The organism is Microcoleus sp. N9_B4 (genome assembly GCF_036701635.1).
Lineage (GTDB): Bacteria > Cyanobacteriota > Cyanobacteriia > Cyanobacteriales > Microcoleaceae > Microcoleus.
The window spans coordinates 1-23,623 of sequence record NZ_JAUBRC010000016.1; the positions used below are offsets into that span (position 1 = coordinate 1).

A 23,623-nucleotide genomic window follows, 5' to 3' on the forward strand; every position below is an offset into this window, starting at 1 on the left:
ATAATACGTTGCTTTGGAGATAACGATTTAACACCGTCCACTCCTGCCGTATTCTTTCCTTTGTTGTCTTGAGTTACTCTACGAACCGCAATACACTTGGCAGACCAAGACCTAATCAGGGTCTTTTGTAGTTTGCGAACTGCTTTAACATCACCACGTTCACTCGCTTGGAATATGCGCTTTTGCAACTTAAAAGTCACCCGTTCTAGTTTTCGCCAGTTGATGTCTTTCCACTCCACCGTCTGATTGTTCAGCGTTTTAGATATATTCATTGCTACTTGTTCTACTCCATTGGAATTACCGTGTACCTGTCAGCATATCCACACCATTACAGTGAGGCATTCGCTTTTGATACAATCCCTCTCCCTTAAACCATTCGTTAGCTACTTACTGGATATCGACCTATTTCTAGTATCCAGAGATTTAAGAGATTTACTTCGTTCCGATTACACATTTGTTTGAGTCTTTAGCGTGATGCTATCCACCGGGTTTACGGGCGGTGCTTATAAGTCGATTAACAAATCGCTTATGCCATATCCTTGCCTTTTGGCTTGGTGTTAATCAATCTTTACCGTGTTTTTCAACGGTTTTATTCTGATTCAGCCATTACACCATTACAAATGACGATGGTTCCATCACATCTTTGCTTTTGCTACGCATGGACTCTTGCTTGACAGTTACCAAGTTTGGCTCTCAGTAGTTCTGCCTTTTAACCCCGCTTTAGCCTAGTGGTTGCTACCCAATAATCTAGGGGCTATGCTTTCACCTCTGCACTTGAGGGATAGGACTTGACGCACAGCGCCTCACCTACAAATGTAATCAGTTGTCACCAGTCTCAACAACTGGGCTAACTATCCCATAAGCTTTTCAGCCTATTTTAGGTTAAACGAATCGCACTGTTAACTTTTGTATTGGATCGGGCTGGGGCGTGTCGCCGTTAGGGGTGTCACCGTTAAGCCCGTTGCCGTTGGTCATAGTTATGCCTCACTGGTATAGTCATGGAAGAAACTGGCGATCGCTTTTGATACAGTTGAAACTATCGCCAGCATTGCGACAAAGTTGTTACTAAGTTGTTACCAAGTTTTATACCAATTAGTTAGTTGGACTCAATGGGATTCGCTTGGTAATAATGCTCATGAATTCACCCTCACTGGGAGCAGGCATCAAAAAACTCCACTCGCTGATATGAGCGAACTGTAGTCTGTAAAGCCAGCGAATCATGTATGTCACCCCGTAGCTCGATCCAAAAACCATTACCCTTACCTGTTCGCAGCCATCAAATTGAGCTGGCAAACTGTCGGCACCTTTGATGAACGAGGGTAAAGTATCGTCTGGACTAGGCACAAAATCCAGATTTTGCGAATAAACCAATTGCGGCGTGAAACTTGGTTGCGAATCAACCAATTGCTGCGTGAAACTCGGTGTCGTTGGCAACCCAATGCCAAAGTTTGTCATCATAATTCAAGCCTCTTACTCGTTCTAGGGGATTAGTCGCGTGGGGGATGTTCCAGATCTTCTTTCTTGGCGTGATTAGTTATAGGTTGCATGATTGCCCTATAAAAAAACTCAACCCATTCACCGGAATCAAAGAGAAATTTGAGACGACATCTTCTATCAACTCAAGAATTAATCGTTCCTCCCATCGCCCGGTGTGGGTGCAATTGATGCGTTGGATTCGCTCGCTATTCGCCAACACAGCGCACTTGCTAGTTGGTTTTGTTCGGCGCGACTAAGAGCTCGCACTGTGGGAAACCAAAGCTGCAAGTGGGATAAGTCGCTGTTGACGCTACCCGAATATGCTTGGAACGGGTCGCTCTCCAAACAGACGAACGTCCTCAAAACGTACAATTCATCCGAGTTGAGTCCATCCAATCTGTTGATTAGAGATTCTAGGGAGTATTTTTTGGGTGTTGTGTACGGAGTAATCGCTTGTTCTCCCAGTTCCCACCAACTCATTACGTTGGCTTGTTCTGTGAGACACAGAATCTCTGACTTGCGGACGCAGATGTAAATCGGTTGTCCGTCTTCTTGTATCAGGTTGTCCTGGTCATCTAGCAAACTACCAGTTACGGTTTCAGGACGAACGTTGGTCACTTCCATGCGTCTCCTGGTGGTGGTGACGCGGGGATTGGGTATTTCTACAAAGCTTGGTTGGGCGGGTTGCGACGGCGGCCCGAAATCTGCGAACATAGAGGAAATCTCCATTGTGAGTGCCATACCCCGCCCCAGAAGATTGCGAGTCAGAGGGGGCGGGGTTTGGTTTTGGATGAATTACCCCATTATACCCCTTCTGAGTCCCTGTGTATACCCTCAGACTAAACTATTGGGCATGAGGGAGAATCCATAAGGACTTAGAAGCCCCTAAATCCTTGTAGGATAAGCAGTATATGAATTGTGGAAATATTGAAAATGCCCGACATTGATGCTCCTAAAATGGTACGCATAGATTTTTCCGTGCCTGCTCCGCTTTTAGAGCAAATGCAAGAATTAGCCAAGGATGAGGGTTGGAAACCTGCCGAATTGCACCGAATGCTCTGGGTACTCGGGTTTGCAGCGTATACCGAACAGAGCAACAAACGCTTGGTAAACGATCGGCTCAGGGCAAACAAGGCAAAACAAAACCCCGAACCCCAGTAACAGAACCTCTAACTCGGCTCCAAAAAGTTCAATTTTTTTTAATTATTTTTCAAATTTGTATTCGTTACTCTGAAAAAGCTGCTAATTGAAAAGCTAAATTAACTTTGGGTATACACCAAGCTTGGACTTTCGGAGTTTGGTGTATACCCGCAATATTAATTTTCCCCGCCTAGCCTTAACAGTTTTAAGCCCTGGTCATGATATGCGAATATCCTGATGAATCTGTAGCAGTTTCATGTCTTAGGCGTGGAAATACCAGTTTGGGTTTGTGCTACATAAGAAGGGGGAAGTTATCATCCTCCACAGCAAATTCAGCGTTTGAATGAGTTTAATTATTTAGGGAAAAAAGTTAATCCCCCTGACTTTTTCCTGCCTTTACACTAAGCGAGCTAGTGATTAAGATTGATAAAAATACAAAAAGGGTGTTTATGTTCGCTCGCACTCAATGGTTTTTGGCTGGTATGTTGATCGCACTTTCGGTTCAGCTAAGTCAGCCAGTGGCAGCAGCCGTGTCCGTTGGCAAAACCGTACCAACAGCACAAACTAACAGTAAGGAGGCTGCCCACAAAGCTTTCAAAGAAGGAGTGCAACTATACGAGCAAGCAACGGCGGAATCTTTAAAAGGTGCGATCATCAAATATGAAGAAGCATTAAAACTGTATCGGGCAGTAGGTGATCGCCGTGGGGAAGCCAACACCCTCCACAACGTCGGCAATGTCTACTCAGGATTGGGAGAAAAACAGAAAGCGCTAGAGTATTACAGCCAGTCCCTGGCCCTGAGACGGGCAGTAGGCGATCGCGGCGGGGAATCCGACACCCTCCACAACATTGGCTTTGTCTACTCAGATTTGGGAGAAAAGCAGAAAGCGCTAGAGTATTTGAACCAGTTCCTTTCCCTGATGCGTGCAGCGGTTTCGAGTCCTAACGGGACATTGCAGTATCCTTGCCTAGCTGTAGCAGTTTTAAGCCCCGGGTCATGATATGCAAATATCTTGACGAAGCTGTGGCGGTTTTAAGTCTGGGGTCAGGATATACGTTTATCCTGATGAAGCTGCAATGGTTACACGTCCTCCCAACTTCTAGGTTAAGGCCAATGGAAAATTTTCCATTGGCTCCCACACGCCGCTAGCGCTTGCCAATACTGCCAGTGGCAAAAACCCGCCTGGAACGCCCAGTTTTACTGACAACTGAGTCTAGCGGGTCAGAGCCAAATTTCTTGCCTGAAGCTGGCGGCGTCGGCGATTGGGATGGAACGTTACCCCCGGCATCTGGCAGAGGCAGCATCCGTTCTGCTTCCTCAATGCGATCGTACAAAGCGGCGGTAAGCTGGTCAAGACTTGCAAGTTGCACCCGACTCTCCAGCCGTAGCCTAACCTCTGTATCCCAGAGGGCCTCGCTCTCGCTTTGCCGCTGCAAATCTGCTTTGGGAATGGGAATGGTCAGCGCATAAGGAATTGACCCCTCGCCGCCGGAACTGTAGCCGGGGTTCGTAATTACACACCGTCCCTGGGGAAACCGCAAAATCTCATCCACTGAAAACAGTGGCATTTTTTGAAGCGACTCGTTCCAACTAATAGATTGATTGCTTTGAGATTGGCCGCCCATCGAACGGCTGGTGGACTTGCTTTTCAGCAAAACTTCTTTTTCTCCGTAGCGATCGGAGTATTTTTTTGCAGTGTCAGTATTACCAGGGTTGAATAAAATGTGAGTGCTGCAAGCAGATGCGATTGCTGCCCCCATTTTTTCTCCATACCCTTCGTATAGTTGCTCCAAACTCTGAATTCCCAGAATGAAACAAGCTCCATTCGAGCGATATTCGTTAATCCACTGCGGCATCCGATCCAATCGAATAGAGGGAAATTCATCAAGTGAAATAACCAGTGGATCTTTCCGAGGGCGGCTTAAGTTGGACACAACGAGCAGGTGAATTGCTGCTGCTAGCAGAGGCCCCACGACGGAGCGCCGCTCGTCATCTAATTTGAAAACAATCATCTGTCGGCCTTCTATTTTCGTCGGGATGTCCGACTTTCCCAAAAATGCTCGCAACAGGTCAGCTTGGATAAAACTACTGAACGTTCCGGCCGCTGTCGTCAGAATTCCAGAAATAGTTTTTTCTGCTTCTTTAGCACTCAAAAACTGGTTAAAGCTGGTAGCAACCCACTCATCAATTTGACGGGATTGAACCGCATAGTCAATCCGCTTTACCAAATTTGGCAACCTCAAAATTGCATAGAGCATTGCCATATCTGGATATTTAGAACCCTTGACTAATTGAAGGAGTGCTTTAGCTAATAAATCTCCAGCTTTTGAGAAAAATTCGTCACTTTTTCCATTACCTGAACTTGCATTTCTATTAATAACCTGACCAATTTCCCCAGCCATGACCGAATCTTGAGGGGACTTCATAAAGTCGAGGGGATTAATGATGCCTGAATAGGCTTCTCCCGGTGCAAATACCCACACTTGATAGCCATATCGCGCTGCCATCGGTGCGTGGAGTTTAAGCTGATCGCCTTTTTTATCGTAGAGAATAATTGGAAATCCTTGCACCATTGCACTTTCTAGCGCCCTATCAATTGTCGAAAAAGTTTTACCCGATCCAGGTGCTCCAATTACTAAAGTTGATCGTTCTGCATGAGGGAGCCAAACAGTGGGAGTAGAACCCATCGCTGTCTGAATAGTGGTAACAAAACCTCTAAGTTTTTTTCCTTTCCACCAATAGCGAGGACTGCCACACCATAGCGTGACTTTATTATGTTTTCGTTCTTTAATTTGTTTTAAGGCAAGCTGGGTGGCTGCCATCTTTTCGGAAGTTCCACACACTTTGCCAGTGGTAATTTTGCCCTTGCCATTCCCTAGAAATCGAGACAGTAAGAGGAGGAAAATCAGCGCCCCTATTGTTAGATACCCATCCGGGTTATTATATTGTTGGAAAAGCCCGCCTAAGTCGATTGACGATAGAGGTGAGGGTTGCTGTGTTCTCCTTTGAGTTTGAGCGATAACTGGAGTAGAGTTAGCCTGTGCTATCAAAAATTTAATCTCAAAATTCATCTGACTTGTAGTTACAAATTATTATTAGCAAACAAGTTAGCTTAAATCAAAACTAATCAGTATTAGCTCAGTCTTAAGAACGAATAATTACAGCCAACAGTTCTAACTTTTGGTAGAAAGCACTACGTAAGTCCTGATTACTAGCGCAGCTTCTCTTTCCCTAGTCCCTAGCCCCTAATCCTAACAGCCTTAGCAGTTGCTATATTATCTCTGCTAACGCAGCCAACTGGATAAAAAGCAAAATTCTTGAGAGATATTTTTACCGTGAATAAGAAACAAAAAGAGTGGCTGTCAGAGCTTTTGAAGAGACATCCAGATTATAACTTTTTAAAACGCAACACGATTCAACTAGGAAAAGGTGACATTTTGCTGACATTAGAACGTACAGAATGGATCTACATGGGAGCAGTTGAAATAAAATATTCAGGAGCATATATCCCAGGATTAAAGTGGCATTATCTTAAAGGGAAACTGTCACGCAATGGGAAATTACTTTCTGACTTAACTTATAACTGTAAAGTCATGTCTTATCCTCACTGTCCGCTTACGCCTGACTCGTTGACAAAATCTAACTTAGAAAGGACAAAAATTCAGGAAGGAGAACAGATGAATTTTCCTTTTCACGAAGCTGTACTTGTGGTAAACCAGCCCCCATTACTAAAAGGAAGTTTTTACCGAGCCAAGCGGTGGTATAAGCGTAAATCAGAACAATTGCCTGTAACAAACAGTCGCCGCACTCCAAAACCTTTCCAGCGCGAACTGCCATTTATGAAGCCAAAAGTCCTAGCTCCAGATACTAAATTTGTCCCTCTAGCCTGTACTGATGGCACTCTCGTACAGGTTCCTGAATATCTGATAAAGTTATTAGACGAAGCCAATGCTAGCACATCTGAACAAGCAGATGCAGCTTCTTTGTACGCGATCGCGGGTTTGAAAGCAGCTATCAACTTGGTAGAAGGACTGCCATTATTGCGAGCGAGAGCGGTAAACCCCAAAAGCCACACCCTTGTCTAAGTTTTGGCAAAAGTTGGCATACGCTGCCATACTTTGTACTGGACAAATCAAGTCAAGCGATATTGGCAGGAGAATACAAATGAAAGTAAAATACGATGCAGAAGCAGACATTCTGATTTTTATCTTCCGTGATGCATTTCCAGCCAATGCTATCTCTGAACCTGGGGGCGTGATTGTTAGTTATAACGAAACTGACGAACCCGTTAGCATCGAATTTCTCAATGCCTCTAAGCGTCAACTGTTTAATCCTCAATATCTCATACTAACAATCGCAACGTAGTTGATGTGCTTTATCAAGGTAACGCAGCAATGATTATTTACTGGCTTAACTTGGAGTTAAGGCTACCGCCTTTCTGAGTTGCTCTTTTCAGCAACTTTTATAATGGTTAAAACTAATAGCAAAGCTAAAACTAAAACCCCAGTCAAACCAGACATCACAGAAGACACAACTCAATTTGACTCAGAAGACTTTGATTTTGAAATTGACCCCGAACTCCTAGAACCAGGTCATAATCAAGTAAGGCGACCAATTCTGCCCTATGGCATTGTTGTTAACGAACAAGTGGCAGGAATATTAATTCCAGAGGATCAGCTAGAAAAAGCTAATTGGTTTGTCATGCCAACAGAAGAGGAAATGACTACAATTGGACTAACAGAAGATGTTACAGGTCTGCTGCTTTCTAAATGCCACTTATGCGTGCTAGGATTTGTCCCTGAATACATTCGTTACAAGAATGACGTTGCTAATTTAGGCGGTGCGATGGTCGGGCTGTATGAAGAGTATAAAGCTCAACTTGATAAAAAGATAATGGATGTTGTCAGTGAACACGCCGTTGTCTTTTTAGATGAAAACAATCGTCCCAGACACAGCACGCCTATTGTCGTCAGATTTAAGAATGTCGCACTTTGGAGCTTTAAAGCAGCCAGAGACGAATTCTACCGTTTGTTGGAAAAAGCATTCGCCGAATATTTCCAAATTCCTTTCAGCGGGAAAACCGATAAATGGCGAAGCCTCGGTATCTTAGAAGTTCAGTTCAAAGGAGTTAAAGAAGGCGAAGGTTCTAATAAGAGCTACTGCTGCAAAACTGTTAACTATACCAAGCCAACTGCTGATAATTTTCCCTTACTTTATCTGGGACGGCCGCAGCATAAAAATGTGATTTGGGGACTGCATGATACCATTGCTGGATTCACTGAAACTCCTGCATTACCTGGTACAGCAGAACCACAAATTCAAGTGCTACCACCCGTTGTTAAGAAAATAGAAAATGGGAAAAAGCAGAGTGGGAATCATAAATCTCTTCGTAAAATTGCTACTGAAGTAATAGAGGAAGAGGATGATTTCGACGACTTAGATGAAGAAGATGAGTTTGAGGATGAATTTGATTCGGAAGAAGATGATTAACAGCCTCGGCTAGTTTCTTTTCAAGAAGTGCCTCATATCCAGTTAAGGAGCGAGGCATTTTTTTATTGGTACAGAACCAATACGGTTCAGTTAAAAAATTTCAACTTTTGTAATGCTGAAAGACTAATTCTTGCATTCAATTATTGAAAATCATGCCAATTACCAACTTTAACTGAACCGCATTGGGTACAAAATAGGTGAGCGTGAACAGATGAGCAAGCTCAAACTTTAAAATCGCCTATTTCTTTTGATAAGGAAGTTCAATCAAAGAACTGTTAGCTAACTGGTACTGGTGGCCGTTGAAGCAAAAAGATAACTGCCGAATACCAGTTTTTGACTGCTGCTGTACTTGCAAACAAGGCAAATCAGAGGTTTTTGATGGGTCGCTTACTGCTTGAATTAGCGGTCTTTTCGGTGGCAAATTGGGATTTAAGTAACTAGCAAATACACGATTAGGAGGAGAATTGTTCTTGAATAAATACGCCGCGTATAAGCAACCTTCCGCACCGCAAACTCCAGGGCTGTTAAAATTAAAAATAACTAACCTGCCTGCTTGCCCATTTACAGTCCAGGCTAACACATTTGATGCTGAATCTTGGGGGTTAAGCTCAGAATTTTCGGCAACTATGCCTTGGACAGTTTGAACAGAAATGAGTCTAGTAGCAGGTGTCCAAGAAATCGTTGTAGCACTGGCGGTACAACCAGCAGTTCCTAACAACATTGATAACAGCAAGAACAAGATGACTCCAAAGCGGAACCACCGCCCAATAAATAAAAACGATGATACTCTGGGCTGAGAATTATTTAGGGAATTACAAGCGGGGTTTGGTAGTTGATTATGAACAGGTGGAGAGAACAGTAATAAATTTCTCTTTGCAGCTAGAATGCGTGGTTTATCTATTTGTTCTGCACCTAAAGTTAGTTGTTGGTTTTTGCTAAACATTGCTTTAACCTCCATGAATTATTTCTATGTAGATGTCATCCCCAATCCGGTCATGAAAGACACCATGCAGATTTACTAAATCCGCTTTAAGCAAAAGTTTGATTGTTGGTGCTAGGAGTCTTATTAAAGCGAACATATCTCACTTATCTTTGCTGGTTTTACTAAGTGAAGGAACAGTAATGCCAACCTGCTTAAATGCCCAAACTTCCTCTTCCGAAAATTGCCAACCGGGATCTCCAAAATTGGGCTGCAAAGTAGAGCGAAACTTATCAATACTCCCTGCCTTGTTGATAGAGTAGCGCAATTCTCCCAGAGCGATTTGTTTGGCTACTGATAGCTTGACCGCACGGCTGTAAGGATAAAAATCGTTCGTTGGGTTGGAATAAAGCAAGCTACACTGCGTCTCTTGGAGAGAAACCAATACAGAAAATGGCACGGCATCTCCCTGCAAATAGGCATCGAACAAGCGATATTGAGTGCGGCCATCTGTTACTTCAGTTACAAACTCTGTCCTGAGAGTCCCTAGACCAACAGGAAGGCAAGCTGAAGGGAAATCAGCGTTCCGAGTCGGCTGGCTAAAAGCTGGGGGATGGGTGAATAAACTGCTCGACAAATAAACCAAAAAAGCTGTTAGCAAGCCCCAGGTAAATTTCAACATAATTGTCCGTTTTTTCAAGGAAATCATGGTGCAGAACATCTCCGTTTAATTCAAATTCCTTCTTGAGATGGGTTAACAGCCGTTCCATTAATGCGGGTTTCAAAGTGCAAGCTAGGGTCTGCCGTTGTCCCAGTGCTGCCTAGTCCGCCTATGACCTGACCTTGAGAAATGCGATCGCCTACTTTGAGTTTCACTGAACCCTCGCGCAGATGAGCATACCGAGTTGTGCGACCGTTGCCGTGCTCAATTTCGATCCAGTTGCCGTAGCCACCGCCGCAATTCTGTAACCCTTCTTTGCAGTTGGAAACCACTGTCTTGACAACGCCGCCACCAACAGCTTTTACCGGACTTCCCATTGAGCCGGCAATTGCAATGCCACTGTAGATTTTCCGCACGCCGGAAACCGGACGAGTTCGCATCCCAAAGCGGCTGGTTACAGGCCCATTCGCAGGTTTGATATACTGACCCGTGGATTGACCGTCGCCGGGGGCAACACTCGCAGAATTAGAGGATTGCGCCGCACTGGAAGTCGGAACGCAAGCAGCAGCATTCGACCCCGCGACTGTTGTACTTCCCTTTCGATAGCGCTTCAAAACATCCTGTCCATAACTTAAGAGAGTTAAACGACCGAATGTATCCGTTGCCCCGCCATCAACTTTGGAATAATCGCCTCCAAAATGCTTTTGAGCTACTCGTTCAATTAGCCTATCGCCACTAAAAACACTTCCAGTAGTAGGGTCTTTTTCTTGAGAGGTAGCATTCAGCTTAGAAGCGATACTTTGAGCAAAAACAGTTTCTTGATCGGCAGGTGGAAAAAATTGAAAAAGTTCTGCTTGAGTGGGTTGATATCCCCCTTGTAACTTGGCTAAAAATTGCTCGCCTTCTGGTTTAGATGAAATTGAAGTAGCAGCGTACTCGTTGTAGCTCATAAACTGGTACTTGCCCAACGGAACCCCGCAATTCTTGCCACCATCAGCGCAAACATAAACGCCGACAGTCTCATAAGAACCGCTGCTTTCGATATTGGCGATCGCTTCCGACAAAGCGGGAACATTGACTCCTTGAACATTGCCAACTGACACGGGCGCTGGTGCGGTGCTACCCGGAGGGCAAGGAACATTAATATTAGCTGCTGTAGTTACGCCTTTTGTAACAGGAGAAGATACTCCGTCGCGAACTGCCGCAGTTGGTACAGAGGAAGAGCCGCCAGAGGACGATCCCAGCGCCCCAACGAAAATGGGAGAATTAACCCGATAGGTGAAGAAAGGTACTGGGCCAATGAAATAAGGAGAGCAGCCGCAAGGCGAACAAAATCGGAAGAATAGAGCAGTATCAACGGTATCGGTTCGCTCGTCCGGTTCCATGACCACTACCTTAAAAGCGCTGCCAAAAGGCAATCTTCCCGTCGGTTCCTTGCCGCCGTTGACACCTTTAAGACAGCCCGATCCGCCCTCCACTTCCTGGTACTTACCGCTAATCCATTGCTTGCCTTCGAGCGAACCGCGAGCGTTCCGACCCGAATTCTCCAGATCGTCTAGTTCGATGTAAGCGCAATCATTTTCTTGGCAGTTAACTGAGAATCCCTGAACGTCTGAGCCTGATATCGTCTTAGTTCGCCGTCGCTCGGCGGGACCATAAACCGCATCAATTCTCATTACTAAATTGCCTAATTCTGCTATTGGATTGGGAAAACTAGACAGAGGTAAAGCATTCAGCCCAGGTACGTCTTTAATTAAGGTTGTTTGCCAATCTGAAAACGCGCCAAGTTGAGCGCTGCTTAAGTTCGGAATCGAAGATATTGAATACTGAGACAGGTCAATTTCTCCCAGTTTCAACTGACCTAATTGTGGATTGGAACTGAGAACCAGCTCTAGAGTGCGATCGGCTACATCAATACCAGCAGCTTTTGCTGCTAGCACTCCCGCCACCGGCGCAATCTCTGCAACTTTAAATTCACCGAGAAGAGGGATAGCCTGAACTAACTGATTTAACGACTGCTTGGCAACTAAAGTAAATGCGCTTAAAGCTACGCTATCTAAATTCAGACCAGCTTGCTGCGCGACAAAACCGAACGATAGCAATTCTGGTTGCAAAGCTTGGCTGATATCGCCCAACATGATGTACTGGTCAGGAGTTTGCCCTGCTGTCCAACTTCGGCTCAAATCATAGCCAACTGCCTGCTTGTACTCTCCCGCTGAAAGGCTTCCAGATTGACTGATGGGTGGCATTTGAGAAAAAGAAATTTGTGTCCAATCTGGCAATAGGGCGTTAACTGAAGTAGGATTTCCTTGCCTGTCCATCCCTGGTATTTCTAAAATTTTGGTTGGCATTTCAGTTGTATCAGCAGGAATTCGTGCTATAGCAAATATTGGTTGCTCAAACAAAATGGAAACTATTAAGACTAGAGAGAATAACCATACTGATAATTGCCAGAATCTTGTTGATAATATTCTTCTCATGTTTGTGCAAAAAACTTGGGTTATTGGTTGAGGATACTGTAGAAAAGTTAAGCAATTAAGTGGGAAAAAGGAACCCACCGAACTTGATGAGGCTGCAATTGCGCTTCTTAAAATAAATAAAGCAGTCAACCGAGGCTTTACATGGAGCAGCCTCGGCGTAAAGCACTGCATCTGTAAGTCATCGTCGCCGAAATGAGAAGTTTCATACAGGCGATTTGTAGCCTGCAATCTGAAGCACTACAGCTCTAAGTCACCGCCGTTGAAATGAGAAGTAGCTGTTTGATTTTGATAGGAATTAGCGTCATTTGCCCCTCCCTCAAAATAGGGGTTAGGGTTAGCAGCCGTCTCCGTCCACGGAGTATCTGCTAAATTCAAATCGCCTTCAAAAACGTTTTCTCGATAGCCATCAGCAAAGTAGTCTGGAACCCCGTAACCCTCAGTTTGCTGACTGCTATAACCGTTGCTTCGATATCCGTTAAGGGAGGACTCGCACGGGTTACTTTCACAGTCGCTAACAGCATAGCCATCAGCGCTGTAACCGGGTTCATTGCCATAGATATTGTTTGGCTCGTTCATAAATCCTGTAGCTACAAAGTAGTAAGAATCAACAATTCAGCGTAGCTAGGGAGAACGAGCAGCCGTTTCATCCGATAGTCGTAATTAAACTACCGCCTATCGGCGGATAGGCTACGGCGATCGACGTAGCCTATCTGCAAACAACCAAGACCTACTGCTATTGCACGAAACAAAATATAGCGCTGGCATTGCTCTTAATTTCGCCCGCCTTCCATCTAGCAAGGTGGGTAAAAATTACTCAGAAATATAGAGGCGCGTATCTTTGCCGAATTGTTTGCCCAACAGACGGCGCAAATCCCTGTAACTGAATTCGCTACGCGATTTTTCTGACCTTCATTTGTCCCATAATTATCCTTCAAAAAGATATGACTCAGCTAAATCTGTTAACGCCCGAATTACTTGAAGAAATTACCACTCATCCTGTAAAACCTCAGTCCGGCATTTTGGAAAAGCTGAAGCTATTAGCCCAGATGGGTATGCACCGCGACTTAATAGCCGTGCTACTGGAATTGACCGGAATTCCCCTTCCCCTTTTACGTTACTATGCAGGCCCATTAGTTTTACACAAAACCCCGTGGTCAGAAAGCATACCTGACTGGTTGAAAACGGCTTGCTTATCCGATAGGCTCGATTTGATTGTAGAGGAGCACAGCAACAGAATTGTAGGGAATTACTGCACTTCCACAGAAGTCGTGGCTTATATGATGGGAGCGACATTTGAAGCTCCTCTGCACCACAGTTATTACAACGTCTATATGTGGGCAGCACAAGACACATTGACAAGACATAATCGGCTACCAAATGGTTACAACTTGTCCGAATTAGCTGAATTTTCAGCCGTAAACTTTGACAGCATCCAAAATGATTATTACCATCTAGCTAGAGCAATTAGGAAAAGCGTTGTCCGCCATGCAGCATCTCAAGGCTGGGGCAAACGTAAATTGTCCCAAGATAAAAGCGCTGATGCAGATTTACCGACAGAAATTGTAACAGCTAAGTCATCAAAATATCAGTCAAAAGTTGAAGGGCAATTGACTTTATTTTAGCACCCACAAAAGATGGCAATCTTCGTCAATTATAGCCCTAATAGCAGCAAAATTAAAATGAAAGATACTTCATTGCTTGCAGAAATACTATATGAGCGAATCCGAGAAGCTCCACCTTATTCCTGGTTTCCGTCTCCCCCAGAACTAATTGAGCTTATGATTGAAGAAGCTCAATTAGTTTCTGGAATCTACGCCTTAGAACCAACAGCAGGAGACGGCTTATTGGCGCAGGCTATGGTTAGAGCGGGTGCAATCGTTGATGTAATTGAGATCAACCCCCTGCTACAACAACTCCTGTTCCAAAAAGGGTTTAATTTAGTTGGAAGCGACTTTTTAACAACTGAACCCCAACGGCGATATAGCAGAATTTTGGCAAATCCCCCATTTTCTACGCCCCACATCAAAGGAGTTGATTTAGATATCATACAACGTGCCTATAACCTTTTTTTAGCCAATTCTGGACGCCTGGTAAGTGTTGTTAGCAATTCCATGAATGTCCGAGCCGAGCCGCGATCGCAAGCATTCCGAGCCTTTCTTAAGCGCACGTCAGCCAAGTTAATCGAACTTCCCTTAGAAATCTTTTGGGGGAGCGATCGCCCGGTGACTGTTGAGAGCTACCTAGTCGTAATAGACAAAAAGTAGACGATTGCTTCCCCACTATACCGTTTTATTAGTGGGGACAGCACAACTTACCTTTCAACAAATTACTATTAGTTTCTTTTAATTATATTTAAGAATGTAATTTACACTTTAATACCGAATATCTGCCCCAATATCTCTGCTAGTTCTATCAATCTTACGACTAAGACTATTACCTTAAAACCCCTCTAGTCCCATGAATAATTCCCCACACTTTGCCCCAAATCCTATTGTGGAATACGAGCTGATTACAAACTTTTCCAGACTAAATGATGTTCTCTCGCCTTTAATAAAAGCTCGTGTTATAGCCATAGACACAGAAACCACCGGGCTAGATCCACTTACGGAACGCATCCGACTCATCCAAATAGCTGTTCCCCAACGCCCAGTGATAATTGTCGATCTAGCTGCTTTTGCCGATCGCGAATTATCGCCTTTAAAAGCACTTCTAAACAGCAGTGCGCTCAAAATATTTCAAAATGGTAAGTTCGACTGGCAGGTACTAGAAATAGCTGGACTTAGACCGTCTGGCCCATTTTTTGATGTCATGCTAGCGAGCCAGGTGTTGCGATCGGGACTCAAGAAAAACCACGATCTACAATCCCTCGCTCTTGAATTTTTAGGAATCAAACTTGACAAGAGCCTACAGTCGAGCAATTTCGGAGGTAAGCTATCAGCTTCTCAGTTAGAATACGCCGCTTTAGATGCTGCTGTCCTGCTGAAACTTAGAGCGCGACTCATCTCAAAACTTCGGAGTGCTGGGTTACTAGAAACCGCCCAAATTGAATTTGAAGCGATGCCTGCTGTAGCCCAAATGGAACTAAATGGAATGTTACTGGATGTAGAACAATGGCATTTGGTGGGGGAGGAACTGAAAGCTCAAAAACAGACTACGCTGGTGGAATTAGTAAAAGCCGGTCTCAAACCAGCCTCTAATCCCCAACTTTCGCTATTTCCAGAGATGGTGGAAACCATAAACCCTCGCTCGTCTGTACAAGTTTTAAGTGCTCTTCAGGCTCTCAACATTCCAATCAAGTCAACAACCAAGAGCGAACTTATTCCTCTAGCTGGTCAATACCCGATTATCCCGTTGCTACTTAATTATCGGAAATTAGCATCTTTGTGTTCAAATTTTGCTGAGGCATTACCGAAACATATTCATCCGATCACGGGGAGAATTCATCCCAGTTATCGGCAATGTGGTGCGCGTTCTGGACGGTTTAGTTGTAAGCAGCCAAACCTGCAAAATGTTCCCAGAAATTGTACGGTAAAGGGAATGCGTGCCTGCTTTATTGCTCCTCCCGGATATCAAATTATTAAAGCGGATTACAGCCAAATCGAACTAAGGATTGTCGCTGAAATATCTGGCGATGCAAAAATGTTAGAGGCCTATGTTAAAGGTGAAGATTTGCATACTTTAACGGCTTCTTTGATTACGGGTAAGGGATTAGAGGAGGTAACTTCAGAAGATAGACGGATTGCTAAATCAGTTAATTTCGGATTAATTTATGGCATGGGTGCTGCTAAACTACAAGCTTATGCTGAGGAAAAGTACGATGTTCTTTTAACTTTGGAGGAAGCTAAAGAGTTCAGAAAAAGATTTTTCCAAGCTTATTCTGGAGTCCGAAGATGGCACGACAACATCAGGAGGACTGTGTACGTCAAAGATATCAAGCAAATTCGTACAATTGGGGGACGCAGAAGACGGTGGGCAAAGAAACCCAGGCTTTCAGAGTTGCTAAATCACCCTGTTCAGGGAACTTCGGCTGATATGTTGAAAGTCGCGATCGCTCGTTTGTTCAAGCTCTTACCCAAGACTGGAGCGAAGTTGATTGGTGTGGTACATGATGAGATTCTGTTAGAGTGTCCGCAGACAACTTTAAAAAGAACCAGTTCCCTTCTCAAAAAAGTAATGGTAAAAGCTGGAAGGCTGTATTTGCAGCAAGTTCCGGTTGAAGTAGAGGTAACTATTTCCTCTTCTTGGGGTTGAATTTGTTCAAGAGAGGAAACTGTTTCCGAAGCTAAAAAAGATTGGATTATTTAATCATAGTATCCTCTTAATTTTCAAGTTCTGTTATCAGCCAGGGGTCTCTTCCCTGGCTAAAGATATTCGCTCGGCATTAATTTAGTGAGAATTAATCACGCGCTAACCACAAATTTTATGCTATTGCAATTACTGGCGCGGTCGTAATTACATTAATTTTTTAAAAATCAAAGTAATGATTTGATAAATAGCTTCAATGCTTGGCTTAAAAAAGATGAAGCATTTATGCCCATTGATTCCCTATTGGAAAACCACTTAAATACTGATGAGGAAAATCACATCCTGTTAGCGAGTATCTTGACGATTTTCTTTCTATGTTATAATTTATAATTGTTTTTTATCTATTATTTGAGATTATGGAACCTTTATTGACAGCAGCAGTAGCATTAGGAACAGTGATCGGAACAAAAGCCTTAGAGAAAACTGGCGAAAAAATTGGGGAAACTTTTGTTGAAAAAACGAAACAATTTTTAACAAATCTTAACCAAGCAAGTCCAGATACAGTAACAGCAATTGAGCATACACCCAATCAGCCTTTAAATTATAGTCAAGTCATTCCGGCGATTCAAGCCGCAGCCGAAAAACGACCCGAATTATGGACACAAATTGAAGAGTTAGCAGAATTAGGGCAACAGGAACCTAAAATCAGTCCTCATATCAAAAAGGCTGTAAATCATCTCATCCAATCTAATCCTTCTATTGTTAATAATAGTAAACTAGCTGATGAGATTAAACAGGTATTGCAAGGAAATACCTTTAATAACAGCACGTTAACCATTAATAATTGACTGCACTCGCCTGATGGGAACCGGGCAAAGTCGATTCCCGATATTGACTGGCACAAAGTCTGTCAAGAAGCATTAGCAAAGCAACGACGACTAACAACAAATCCCCTCACTACTGGCGACGGGGTAGAGTTTACTTTTGATGATATTTATGTGCCTTTGGGACTGGTGGAAAAGGTAAAGAAAGAAAAACGCCTTTGGGAGGTTTCGCCAGAGGAAGGTTCCCAATTTTATCAGCCAGAAAAGGAATATGAAGAAGTCACCCGCACTTATAAAAATGATGAGTTTTTCGCCCAAGTGCTGAAACAGGGGCAAAGTCCGAAAAGTCAAGGGCGCAGGTTAGCGGTGACGGGGGAACCGGGTTCGGGGAAAACGACGCTATTACAGAAAATAGCCCAATGGGTGGCAGCAGAGACAGAGCGGGATGTAGCAATTTGGGTGTCTTTCGCAGATTTGCAGGGGCGAAGTGTTGAGGAATACCTACTGCAAAAGTGGCTCAAGGATGCTTTGCGTGCGGTAGAGGTAACGCCGGAAATGAAAAAGGCGCTGGAATTGCTGTTTAACAGTGGGCGAGTGTGGCTGTTGCTGGATGGGGTGGATGAAATGGGGAGTAGCAACCCCCTGGCGACGGTGGCGAATCAGATTAGCGGTTGGGTTGCTTCGGCGCGAGTGGTGGTGACTTGTCGCCAGAATGTGTGGGATGCGGGGAAAAATGCCCTGGAAGGGTTTGATGTTTATCGCAATCTCGATTTTGACTACCCGGAGGGGGTGGGACAATTTATTCAGCGCTGGTTTGCGCGTTACCCAGAGTTAGGGGAGCGGTTGCTGGCAGAATTAGCCCAAGATGGGAAAGAGCGGATTCGGGATACGGTGCGAAATCCCCTGCGGTTGGCGCTGTTGTGTCGCGCTTGGCAAATTCGCCAGGGGGGTTTACCGGAAACGAAGGCGGGGCTTTATGGGCAGTTTGCCGAGGCGCTGTATGAGTGGAAGCAGGAGGCTTTTCCTACGAAATCCAAGCAGCGAAAGGATTTGAATGCAGGGTTGGGCAGGTTGGCGCTGCGGGGGATGGAGCAATCTGAGTCTCGGTTTCGGTTAAGAGAAGGTTTGGTAACGGAGGTTTTGGGAGAAACTGATGAGCCGTTATGTCAGTTGGCGTTGCAGTTGGGTTGGTTGAATTTGGTAGGGGTGGCGGTGGAAAATCCCGGTGAGCGGGTTTATGCGTTTTATCATCCGACGTTTCAGGAGTATTTTGCAGCGTTGGCGGTGGATGATTGGGGTTATTTTTTGCATCATGTACCGGATAATCCGAGTTTGGGGACTTATCGGATTTTTGAGAAGCAGTGGAAAGAGGTGATTTTGCTGTGGTTTGGGCGGGAGAATATGGAGAAGGAGAAGAAAGAGGCGTTTATTGAAAAGTTGGTAAAATTTGATGATGGTTGTGGTGAGTGGGATTATTGGAAAGTGGATAAAGGTTTCTATGAGTATCGGGCTTATTTTCTGGGTGGGATAGTAGTTTCTGAGTTTAAGGAAAGTCGTTTTGCTGATGCAATTGTTAGTCAAATCGTAGAATGGGCTTTTCCTGAAGACGCATCAAGTTTGTTCAAACCAATTAAGGAAGAGGCAAGAGCCGTATTGTTAGAGACAGATAGGGAAAGGGCAATTCCCCGCTTAAACCAACTTCTAAAGCCAGCTTCAAACACATATGAACTTTTATTCAAAGCAACTGATTTTTCATTCTCTGAATCTTTAAATACAACTATTCAGGGTATTATTGTTGATATCTTGGCAAAGATATCAGGAAAAAATCTAGGGAATATCAATCGTTTAATCGAAGAGCGAAATCAAACTTTAAATAAAAATACTAATAGTAGTTTTAACAAAGAGTTGGTTATAATAGCTGGAGGAAATGAGGAAGATATAAACTACTTGCTCTTAATTATTGAAAAAACTTTAGATAAAGTTATCATATCAGATGTGAAATTATCAGATGTTTCATATATATGGAAATATAATGTTAACCCCCGTATATTTTTTGTCTATCCTTTCGGGAAAGCAGTACTTCTAGATAGGAGATGTAATCAATCCTTAACCCTGCTAGCAAATCAAACCTCAGATGATAATATTTATTCTATAGTCACTAATATTTTGGGAGAAATAGTAGAGGGAAACCAAGTAGACATTAATAATTATCCAATTGAGTTAATAGATAAAATTTTAAATGAAAAAGGCAACATACTTACCAATTTGTTTGGTAAAAAACTATTAGAAAGAAACTTGTCTTTCACCGATTCAATTTATATAATTGTACAGATTTTAGCGGAGAGAAGAAGTATCCCATTAGATATAGATTGTTGGCTATTAATTACTTACTTAATTCAAATGCTAATAAAAACAAAAAACGAAATTACTAGCCTTAAAATACTTAATTTGTTAAATAAAACCTTGTCCGCCAATATTATTAAGAATTTAATACTTTCAATTTTTGTTGGATCGTTCTTTCCATATTTACGTGAGATAGCTTCAGAATATTTGGCAAAAATAGCAGAAGTAAATGGGGGAGTACGGAAACAATTAATTCAAATACTTAATCGACAATCTGATTCATGGAGCGCGATTGAAATTACCAAAATTTTATGTCAAAATACGGAGAATGAACCGGATATAATTAATGAATTAATCAAAACTTTAAAGCCATATAATATACAAAACAGATGTTTTCCCAGCGATGAAATTGCGGAAATTTTATGCAAAGTAGAAGGTAAACCAAACGTGATTCATGGGCTAATTCAATTGCTATATCATAATGAGTCTACCAGAATGATAGTCGCTGAGAGGTTGAGCGAAATAGCAGTAGGAGATAGGAAAACAATAAATCAATTAGTAGAAACACTGCTGATAAATTCAGATGAAAATTTCCGTAGGTGTATTGTTGATATTTTAGGTAAAATAGCAATAGTAAATCAGGAAAATACTATTAATAATTTAGTCCAAAGGCTAAATGAAACTTCAGATGAATCTACCTGTTGGAGAATTGCGGAAGCTTTGGGTATATTAGCAGTGGGTAATGAAAATGCGATTGCTGCCTTACTCCATTTGTTAGAGCAACCGTTTGATGTTTTTACTCGTATAATAGCTGTTGATAGTTTGGGTAAAATTGCAAGAGGGAAATTGGAAGTAATCAATCGTCTAAGGCAGTTGCTAGATGGAAATTCAAATGAATTATGGAGTCAGATTATTGCAGAGAGCTTAGAAAAAAATATTTTAACTAAACAGCTAAGTTTTAAGATGATTTTTGATTTCAAAGCAAATTTAACAAATAATATTTCCCGCAATAAATTCTACATTTATAAACTATCCTTCAACCTTATTTGGAAATGTGCCGAAAACCTCTCGTATGACGAATTCTATATGGCATGGCATCAAAAACAAAGCAAAACCTGGCCAAAGGTATGGGAATACTTAAATCGCCCAATATTTTAATCCAAAAATTGCGTCTAACTTCTCTCAAGTCCAATCTTCTCCTTATCAACATTCAATCCCTAGCAGATGAAACAGACACCAGCGCTATTTGTCAAGAACTTTGCACCCTAATTTACTCCCTCGCACTCCCAGATACAGACATCCCCACTGTCAGCAACTTTGCCCAACTCAAACAACAGATTCTCATCGTAAAAAAACAACTGCAAAAACGCCACCTAGCCCTAATTTTACATAACTGTAAACCTCATTCCCCACTCCTCACCTGCTGTCGCAAAATTGCCGATGCTAAACTGGGTTTACACATACTCTGGATAACTGATGAACCCCTGGAAGAACCTTTACGCAGTTTTCCCCCCAGTCAGGATAACTTGTTAGGGGCGATGCAAAGTTGGATTGAGGAAATGATATAATAAAATTGACTAATCTTAGCAAAAATTAAACCCATGAAATTAAAAGTAACAGAACAAGGAGTTTTAATCCCCAAGGAATTATTAGGAGATAGCCAAGAAGTTGAACTTACACAACAGGAAGGGCAACTAATTATTACTGTCAATCCGCCAACCCTATCCTATCAAAAAGCGACAGAATATGTATTGAAGAAAAACCACGATCTTTATCAACGTCTAGCCTAATGCTCTACTTAACCCTAGAACAAATTTTAGATATTCATCATCAAGTTATTGGTCAGACGGGTGGGGGTTTAGGAATTACAAATCGGGGTTTACTGGAATCGGCTTTTGCTCAACCTAAAATGACTTTTGGGGGTCAAGAGCTTTATACAACTCTTGCAGAAAAAGCCGCAGCATTAGGCTTTTCTTTGATTAAAAATCATCCTTTTCTGGATGGGAATAAAAGAACAGGTCATGCAGCAATGGAAGTTTTTTTAATCCTGAATGGTTTTGAAATTAATGCCAATGTAGAAGAACAGGAAAGAGTAATTCTTCAAGTCGCATCAGGAGAAATGACAAGAGAAGAATTTACCCATTGGCTACAATCAGCAATTATTCGGTTTAATGTAAGCGAGGAAAACCTATAGAATAGCACCCTAACCAAACAATTCCTGTAACGGAATAGAAAATCGCGATCGATCCGGCCCACTAGCCGATCTAGCATAACTCGCTTGATTGCGAATCGCTAGAATCTGCTCCTCATCGCGAAGCATCGACGGCGTAAACTGATAGCGCTGATGTCGCAAGTCCTGCAAAGTCACCTTCAATTCATCAGGCTGTTTCCCTTGTACCCGATCGCGATAATAGATTTCCTCCGCACATTTTCTCACGGCATTGCCTATTTCTGCTGGCGTACAAAGCCTGTAATCCCTCAATAAAATCAGCCACTCATCATCCGTCCAAGGCGACTCTGAAGAATTACGAAACTCAGGAAAATATTTTTTGAGATGAAGATTGAAAATTTCATACATCGCGCCTTCGTGAGGCAAATCCACAAAGAAAATATCATCAAAGCGACGAATTAATTCCGGTGGTAACATCCCCAAACGGTTAACTGTCGCCACGATATAAATTGGGTATTGATGCTCTTGCATCCACGTTAAAAGCTTCCCCGATAAGCGCCTAGAAACTCCGCCATCTGCATTGGAATCCCATCCTGCAAAACCTTTATCAAAATCATCCCAATAGAGAATTGTAGGACTTAAAGCCTGAGTCAGTTCCAGCAATTCGCGCAAAGCTAAATCTGGTCTGGAAGAACCAACAATCGAACCCCAATCAGCCGCCAACAGCGGTACTCCCATCTTCTTAGCCGCAAGTTTAGCACTCAGACTTTTGCCCGTACCCGGCGGCCCCCAGAGAATCATTCCCTTGGGAAATTTCAATCCGTATTTCTCTGCTTCTGGACTCAACAAAGAAGCCACCTTTGAAAGGGACTCGTCTAGCAAGTCTAAACCACCCGCATCCGGCACATCTGCCTCGGCAATAAATTCTAGGCCTCGCCCCCGCAACTTATTAACCTTATGGTCGAGCACGAACCGCGCCATTTCCTCTACAGTCGAAGCAAAAGCTAGCGATCGCTCTAAAATTAACTCGATCTCACCTTGGGGCAACCCCTGGCAAGCTCGAACCAAAGCACCTTGCAATACCTCGTCACTTTTGTCATCAAGCCCAGGATGGCGATCGCAAAACAACTCCACCACCTTTTGCGCTGCAACTCGGGACGGTAATGGAGTCGTCAGTACGGGAATCAAAGGCTGCAAGTTCACCGGCAGTTGTATGTAGTTTTCCAGCATCACCCAAAACTGAGGAGCCGCAGACCAAGATGAGTGATAGTAAGCATTTGCCAGTTGAAACCCCAGACGCGAACTCACCTGACCGGATTCGTCAAAATCTAACACTCCCTCAAGAATGTAAATTCCCTCTCTCTTACTCTCTAATAGAAACTCAAGCACGTCAGAATCTGGGCGCAAGTCACTATTTTGTAATATACACTGACCGTCCCAACTCACAATTTCCTGTAAGCAACTGTACCCTGAGTTCCAAAAGAAAACAGGCAAATGCAGCTCCTGCCCCCAATTGTGGAACTGTGCTAACACTCTGATTCGGTCAGGCGTGTAATACTCCAGCCCGACAATCTTAATGCCTCTTTGCGCCAAACTGAGCCAGTCATTGAGGATACGCATAAATTCAACGGCAAGAAATATTCAAAGGTACTCTTCTCATTGATAGGCTACGGTCGAGCGTTGCCATCAGCCAATAGTTCTACAGCAGCCAAACCTCCTCTTAATTCTTAGGAATTATTTCCCTAATTTCCTCAATATACATAATTATGTATTTCTGCTACTCAAAAAAAGATACACCGAAATATTACAGAAATTTATTTCACAGGAAAAACTATTAATTATTATTATTATTAATGATAATAAAAAAAACTAAT

22 protein-coding genes are annotated in these 23,623 nt (G+C 43.1%); 13 read left to right on the forward strand and 9 right to left on the reverse strand.

Annotation, left to right across the window (positions count from 1 at the left end):
* The 3 genes from QUA43_RS12720 to QUA43_RS12730 all read right to left on the reverse strand — a co-directional run.
* A partial coding sequence (locus QUA43_RS12720; RefSeq protein WP_333374302.1) for a reverse transcriptase N-terminal domain-containing protein occupies positions 1–272 on the reverse strand: 272 nt, incomplete at its 3' end.
* A gap of 820 nt (positions 273–1,092) precedes the next feature.
* Positions 1,093–1,458, reverse strand: a complete 366-nt coding sequence (locus QUA43_RS12725) for a hypothetical protein (protein ID WP_333374303.1) — start codon at positions 1,456–1,458, stop codon at positions 1,093–1,095.
* Positions 1,459–1,626: 168 nt separating this feature from the next.
* Entirely contained in the window at positions 1,627–2,190 is a 564-nt protein-coding gene (locus QUA43_RS12730; RefSeq protein ID WP_333374305.1) for a hypothetical protein, read from the reverse strand.
* Between the two features lie 219 nt (positions 2,191–2,409).
* On the opposite strand from QUA43_RS12730, the gene QUA43_RS12735 reads away from it, so the two are divergent.
* Together QUA43_RS12735 and QUA43_RS12740 are read left to right on the forward strand one after the other, a co-directional pair.
* The gene (locus QUA43_RS12735; protein ID WP_333374307.1) at positions 2,410–2,637 is read left to right on the forward strand and encodes a hypothetical protein; all 228 of its coding nucleotides are present in this window, start codon (positions 2,410–2,412) and stop codon (positions 2,635–2,637) included.
* A gap of 428 nt (positions 2,638–3,065) precedes the next feature.
* A complete protein-coding gene (locus QUA43_RS12740; RefSeq protein WP_333374309.1) occupies positions 3,066–3,617 on the forward strand; it encodes a tetratricopeptide repeat protein in 552 nt (183 codons plus the stop codon).
* A gap of 145 nt (positions 3,618–3,762) precedes the next feature.
* On the opposite strand, the gene QUA43_RS12745 is transcribed toward QUA43_RS12740, so the two are convergent.
* Complete coding sequence (locus tag QUA43_RS12745) at positions 3,763–5,439, reverse strand: type IV secretion system DNA-binding domain-containing protein (protein ID WP_333374311.1); 1,677 nt, start codon at positions 5,437–5,439, stop codon at positions 3,763–3,765.
* Between the two features lie 513 nt (positions 5,440–5,952).
* Here QUA43_RS12745 and QUA43_RS12750 point away from each other — a divergent pair.
* From QUA43_RS12750 to QUA43_RS12760, 3 genes are all read left to right on the forward strand, one after another.
* Positions 5,953–6,702, forward strand: coding sequence for a hypothetical protein (locus QUA43_RS12750; protein ID WP_333150390.1), 750 nt, complete (start codon positions 5,953–5,955; stop codon positions 6,700–6,702).
* A 79-nt stretch (positions 6,703–6,781) separates the two neighbouring features.
* The gene (locus tag QUA43_RS12755; protein WP_333150392.1) at positions 6,782–6,982 is read left to right on the forward strand and encodes a DUF2283 domain-containing protein; all 201 of its coding nucleotides are present in this window, start codon (positions 6,782–6,784) and stop codon (positions 6,980–6,982) included.
* Between the two features lie 102 nt (positions 6,983–7,084).
* Positions 7,085–8,107, forward strand: coding sequence for a DUF5895 domain-containing protein (locus QUA43_RS12760; protein WP_333374314.1), 1,023 nt, complete (start codon positions 7,085–7,087; stop codon positions 8,105–8,107).
* 238 nt (positions 8,108–8,345) lie between these two features.
* On the opposite strand, the gene QUA43_RS12765 is transcribed toward QUA43_RS12760, so the two are convergent.
* From QUA43_RS12765 to QUA43_RS12780, 4 genes are all read right to left on the reverse strand, one after another.
* Positions 8,346–9,050 carry a hypothetical protein gene (locus QUA43_RS12765; RefSeq protein WP_333374316.1) on the reverse strand — a complete coding sequence of 235 codons (705 nt, stop codon included), beginning with the start codon at positions 9,048–9,050 and terminating at the stop codon, positions 8,346–8,348.
* Between the two features lie 139 nt (positions 9,051–9,189).
* Positions 9,190–9,708, reverse strand: a complete 519-nt coding sequence (locus QUA43_RS12770) for a hypothetical protein (protein ID WP_333374318.1) — start codon at positions 9,706–9,708, stop codon at positions 9,190–9,192.
* Between the two features lie 50 nt (positions 9,709–9,758).
* Complete coding sequence (locus tag QUA43_RS12775; RefSeq protein ID WP_333374320.1) at positions 9,759–12,038, reverse strand: M23 family metallopeptidase; 2,280 nt, start codon at positions 12,036–12,038, stop codon at positions 9,759–9,761.
* A 366-nt stretch (positions 12,039–12,404) separates the two neighbouring features.
* Positions 12,405–12,743, reverse strand: coding sequence for a hypothetical protein (locus tag QUA43_RS12780; RefSeq protein ID WP_333374322.1), 339 nt, complete (start codon positions 12,741–12,743; stop codon positions 12,405–12,407).
* Positions 12,744–13,108: 365 nt separating this feature from the next.
* Between QUA43_RS12780 and QUA43_RS12785 the strand changes: the two genes are divergently transcribed.
* The 8 genes from QUA43_RS12785 to QUA43_RS12820 all read left to right on the forward strand — a co-directional run bounded on the left by QUA43_RS12785 (position 13,109) and on the right by QUA43_RS12820 (position 21,773).
* On the forward strand, positions 13,109–13,789 hold the full coding sequence (locus QUA43_RS12785; protein WP_333374323.1) for a hypothetical protein: 681 nt from the start codon (positions 13,109–13,111) through the stop codon (positions 13,787–13,789).
* Between the two features lie 57 nt (positions 13,790–13,846).
* Positions 13,847–14,431, forward strand: a complete 585-nt coding sequence (locus tag QUA43_RS12790; protein ID WP_333374325.1) for a class I SAM-dependent methyltransferase — start codon at positions 13,847–13,849, stop codon at positions 14,429–14,431.
* A 193-nt stretch (positions 14,432–14,624) separates the two neighbouring features.
* Positions 14,625–16,418, forward strand: a complete 1,794-nt coding sequence (locus QUA43_RS12795) for a bifunctional 3'-5' exonuclease/DNA polymerase (protein ID WP_333374327.1) — start codon at positions 14,625–14,627, stop codon at positions 16,416–16,418.
* Between the two features lie 410 nt (positions 16,419–16,828).
* Entirely contained in the window at positions 16,829–17,260 is a 432-nt protein-coding gene (locus QUA43_RS12800) for a hypothetical protein (RefSeq protein WP_333374329.1), read from the forward strand.
* A gap of 150 nt (positions 17,261–17,410) precedes the next feature.
* The gene (locus QUA43_RS12805; protein ID WP_333374331.1) at positions 17,411–20,737 is read left to right on the forward strand and encodes an NACHT domain-containing protein; all 3,327 of its coding nucleotides are present in this window, start codon (positions 17,411–17,413) and stop codon (positions 20,735–20,737) included.
* The gene (locus QUA43_RS12810) at positions 20,707–21,147 is read left to right on the forward strand and encodes an NACHT C-terminal alpha/beta 1 domain-containing protein (protein ID WP_333374333.1); all 441 of its coding nucleotides are present in this window, start codon (positions 20,707–20,709) and stop codon (positions 21,145–21,147) included. Before QUA43_RS12805 ends, QUA43_RS12810 begins: the two co-directional genes overlap by 31 nt.
* Before the next feature lie 33 nt (positions 21,148–21,180).
* The gene (locus QUA43_RS12815) at positions 21,181–21,369 is read left to right on the forward strand and encodes a hypothetical protein (RefSeq protein WP_333374335.1); all 189 of its coding nucleotides are present in this window, start codon (positions 21,181–21,183) and stop codon (positions 21,367–21,369) included.
* A complete protein-coding gene (locus tag QUA43_RS12820; protein WP_333374337.1) occupies positions 21,369–21,773 on the forward strand; it encodes a type II toxin-antitoxin system death-on-curing family toxin in 405 nt (134 codons plus the stop codon). The genes QUA43_RS12815 and QUA43_RS12820 overlap by 1 nt, the downstream gene beginning before the upstream one ends.
* A 9-nt stretch (positions 21,774–21,782) precedes the next feature.
* On the opposite strand, the gene QUA43_RS12825 is transcribed toward QUA43_RS12820, so the two are convergent.
* The gene (locus QUA43_RS12825; RefSeq protein ID WP_333374339.1) at positions 21,783–23,369 is read right to left on the reverse strand and encodes an AAA family ATPase; all 1,587 of its coding nucleotides are present in this window, start codon (positions 23,367–23,369) and stop codon (positions 21,783–21,785) included.
* Positions 23,370–23,623 lie beyond the last annotated feature (254 nt).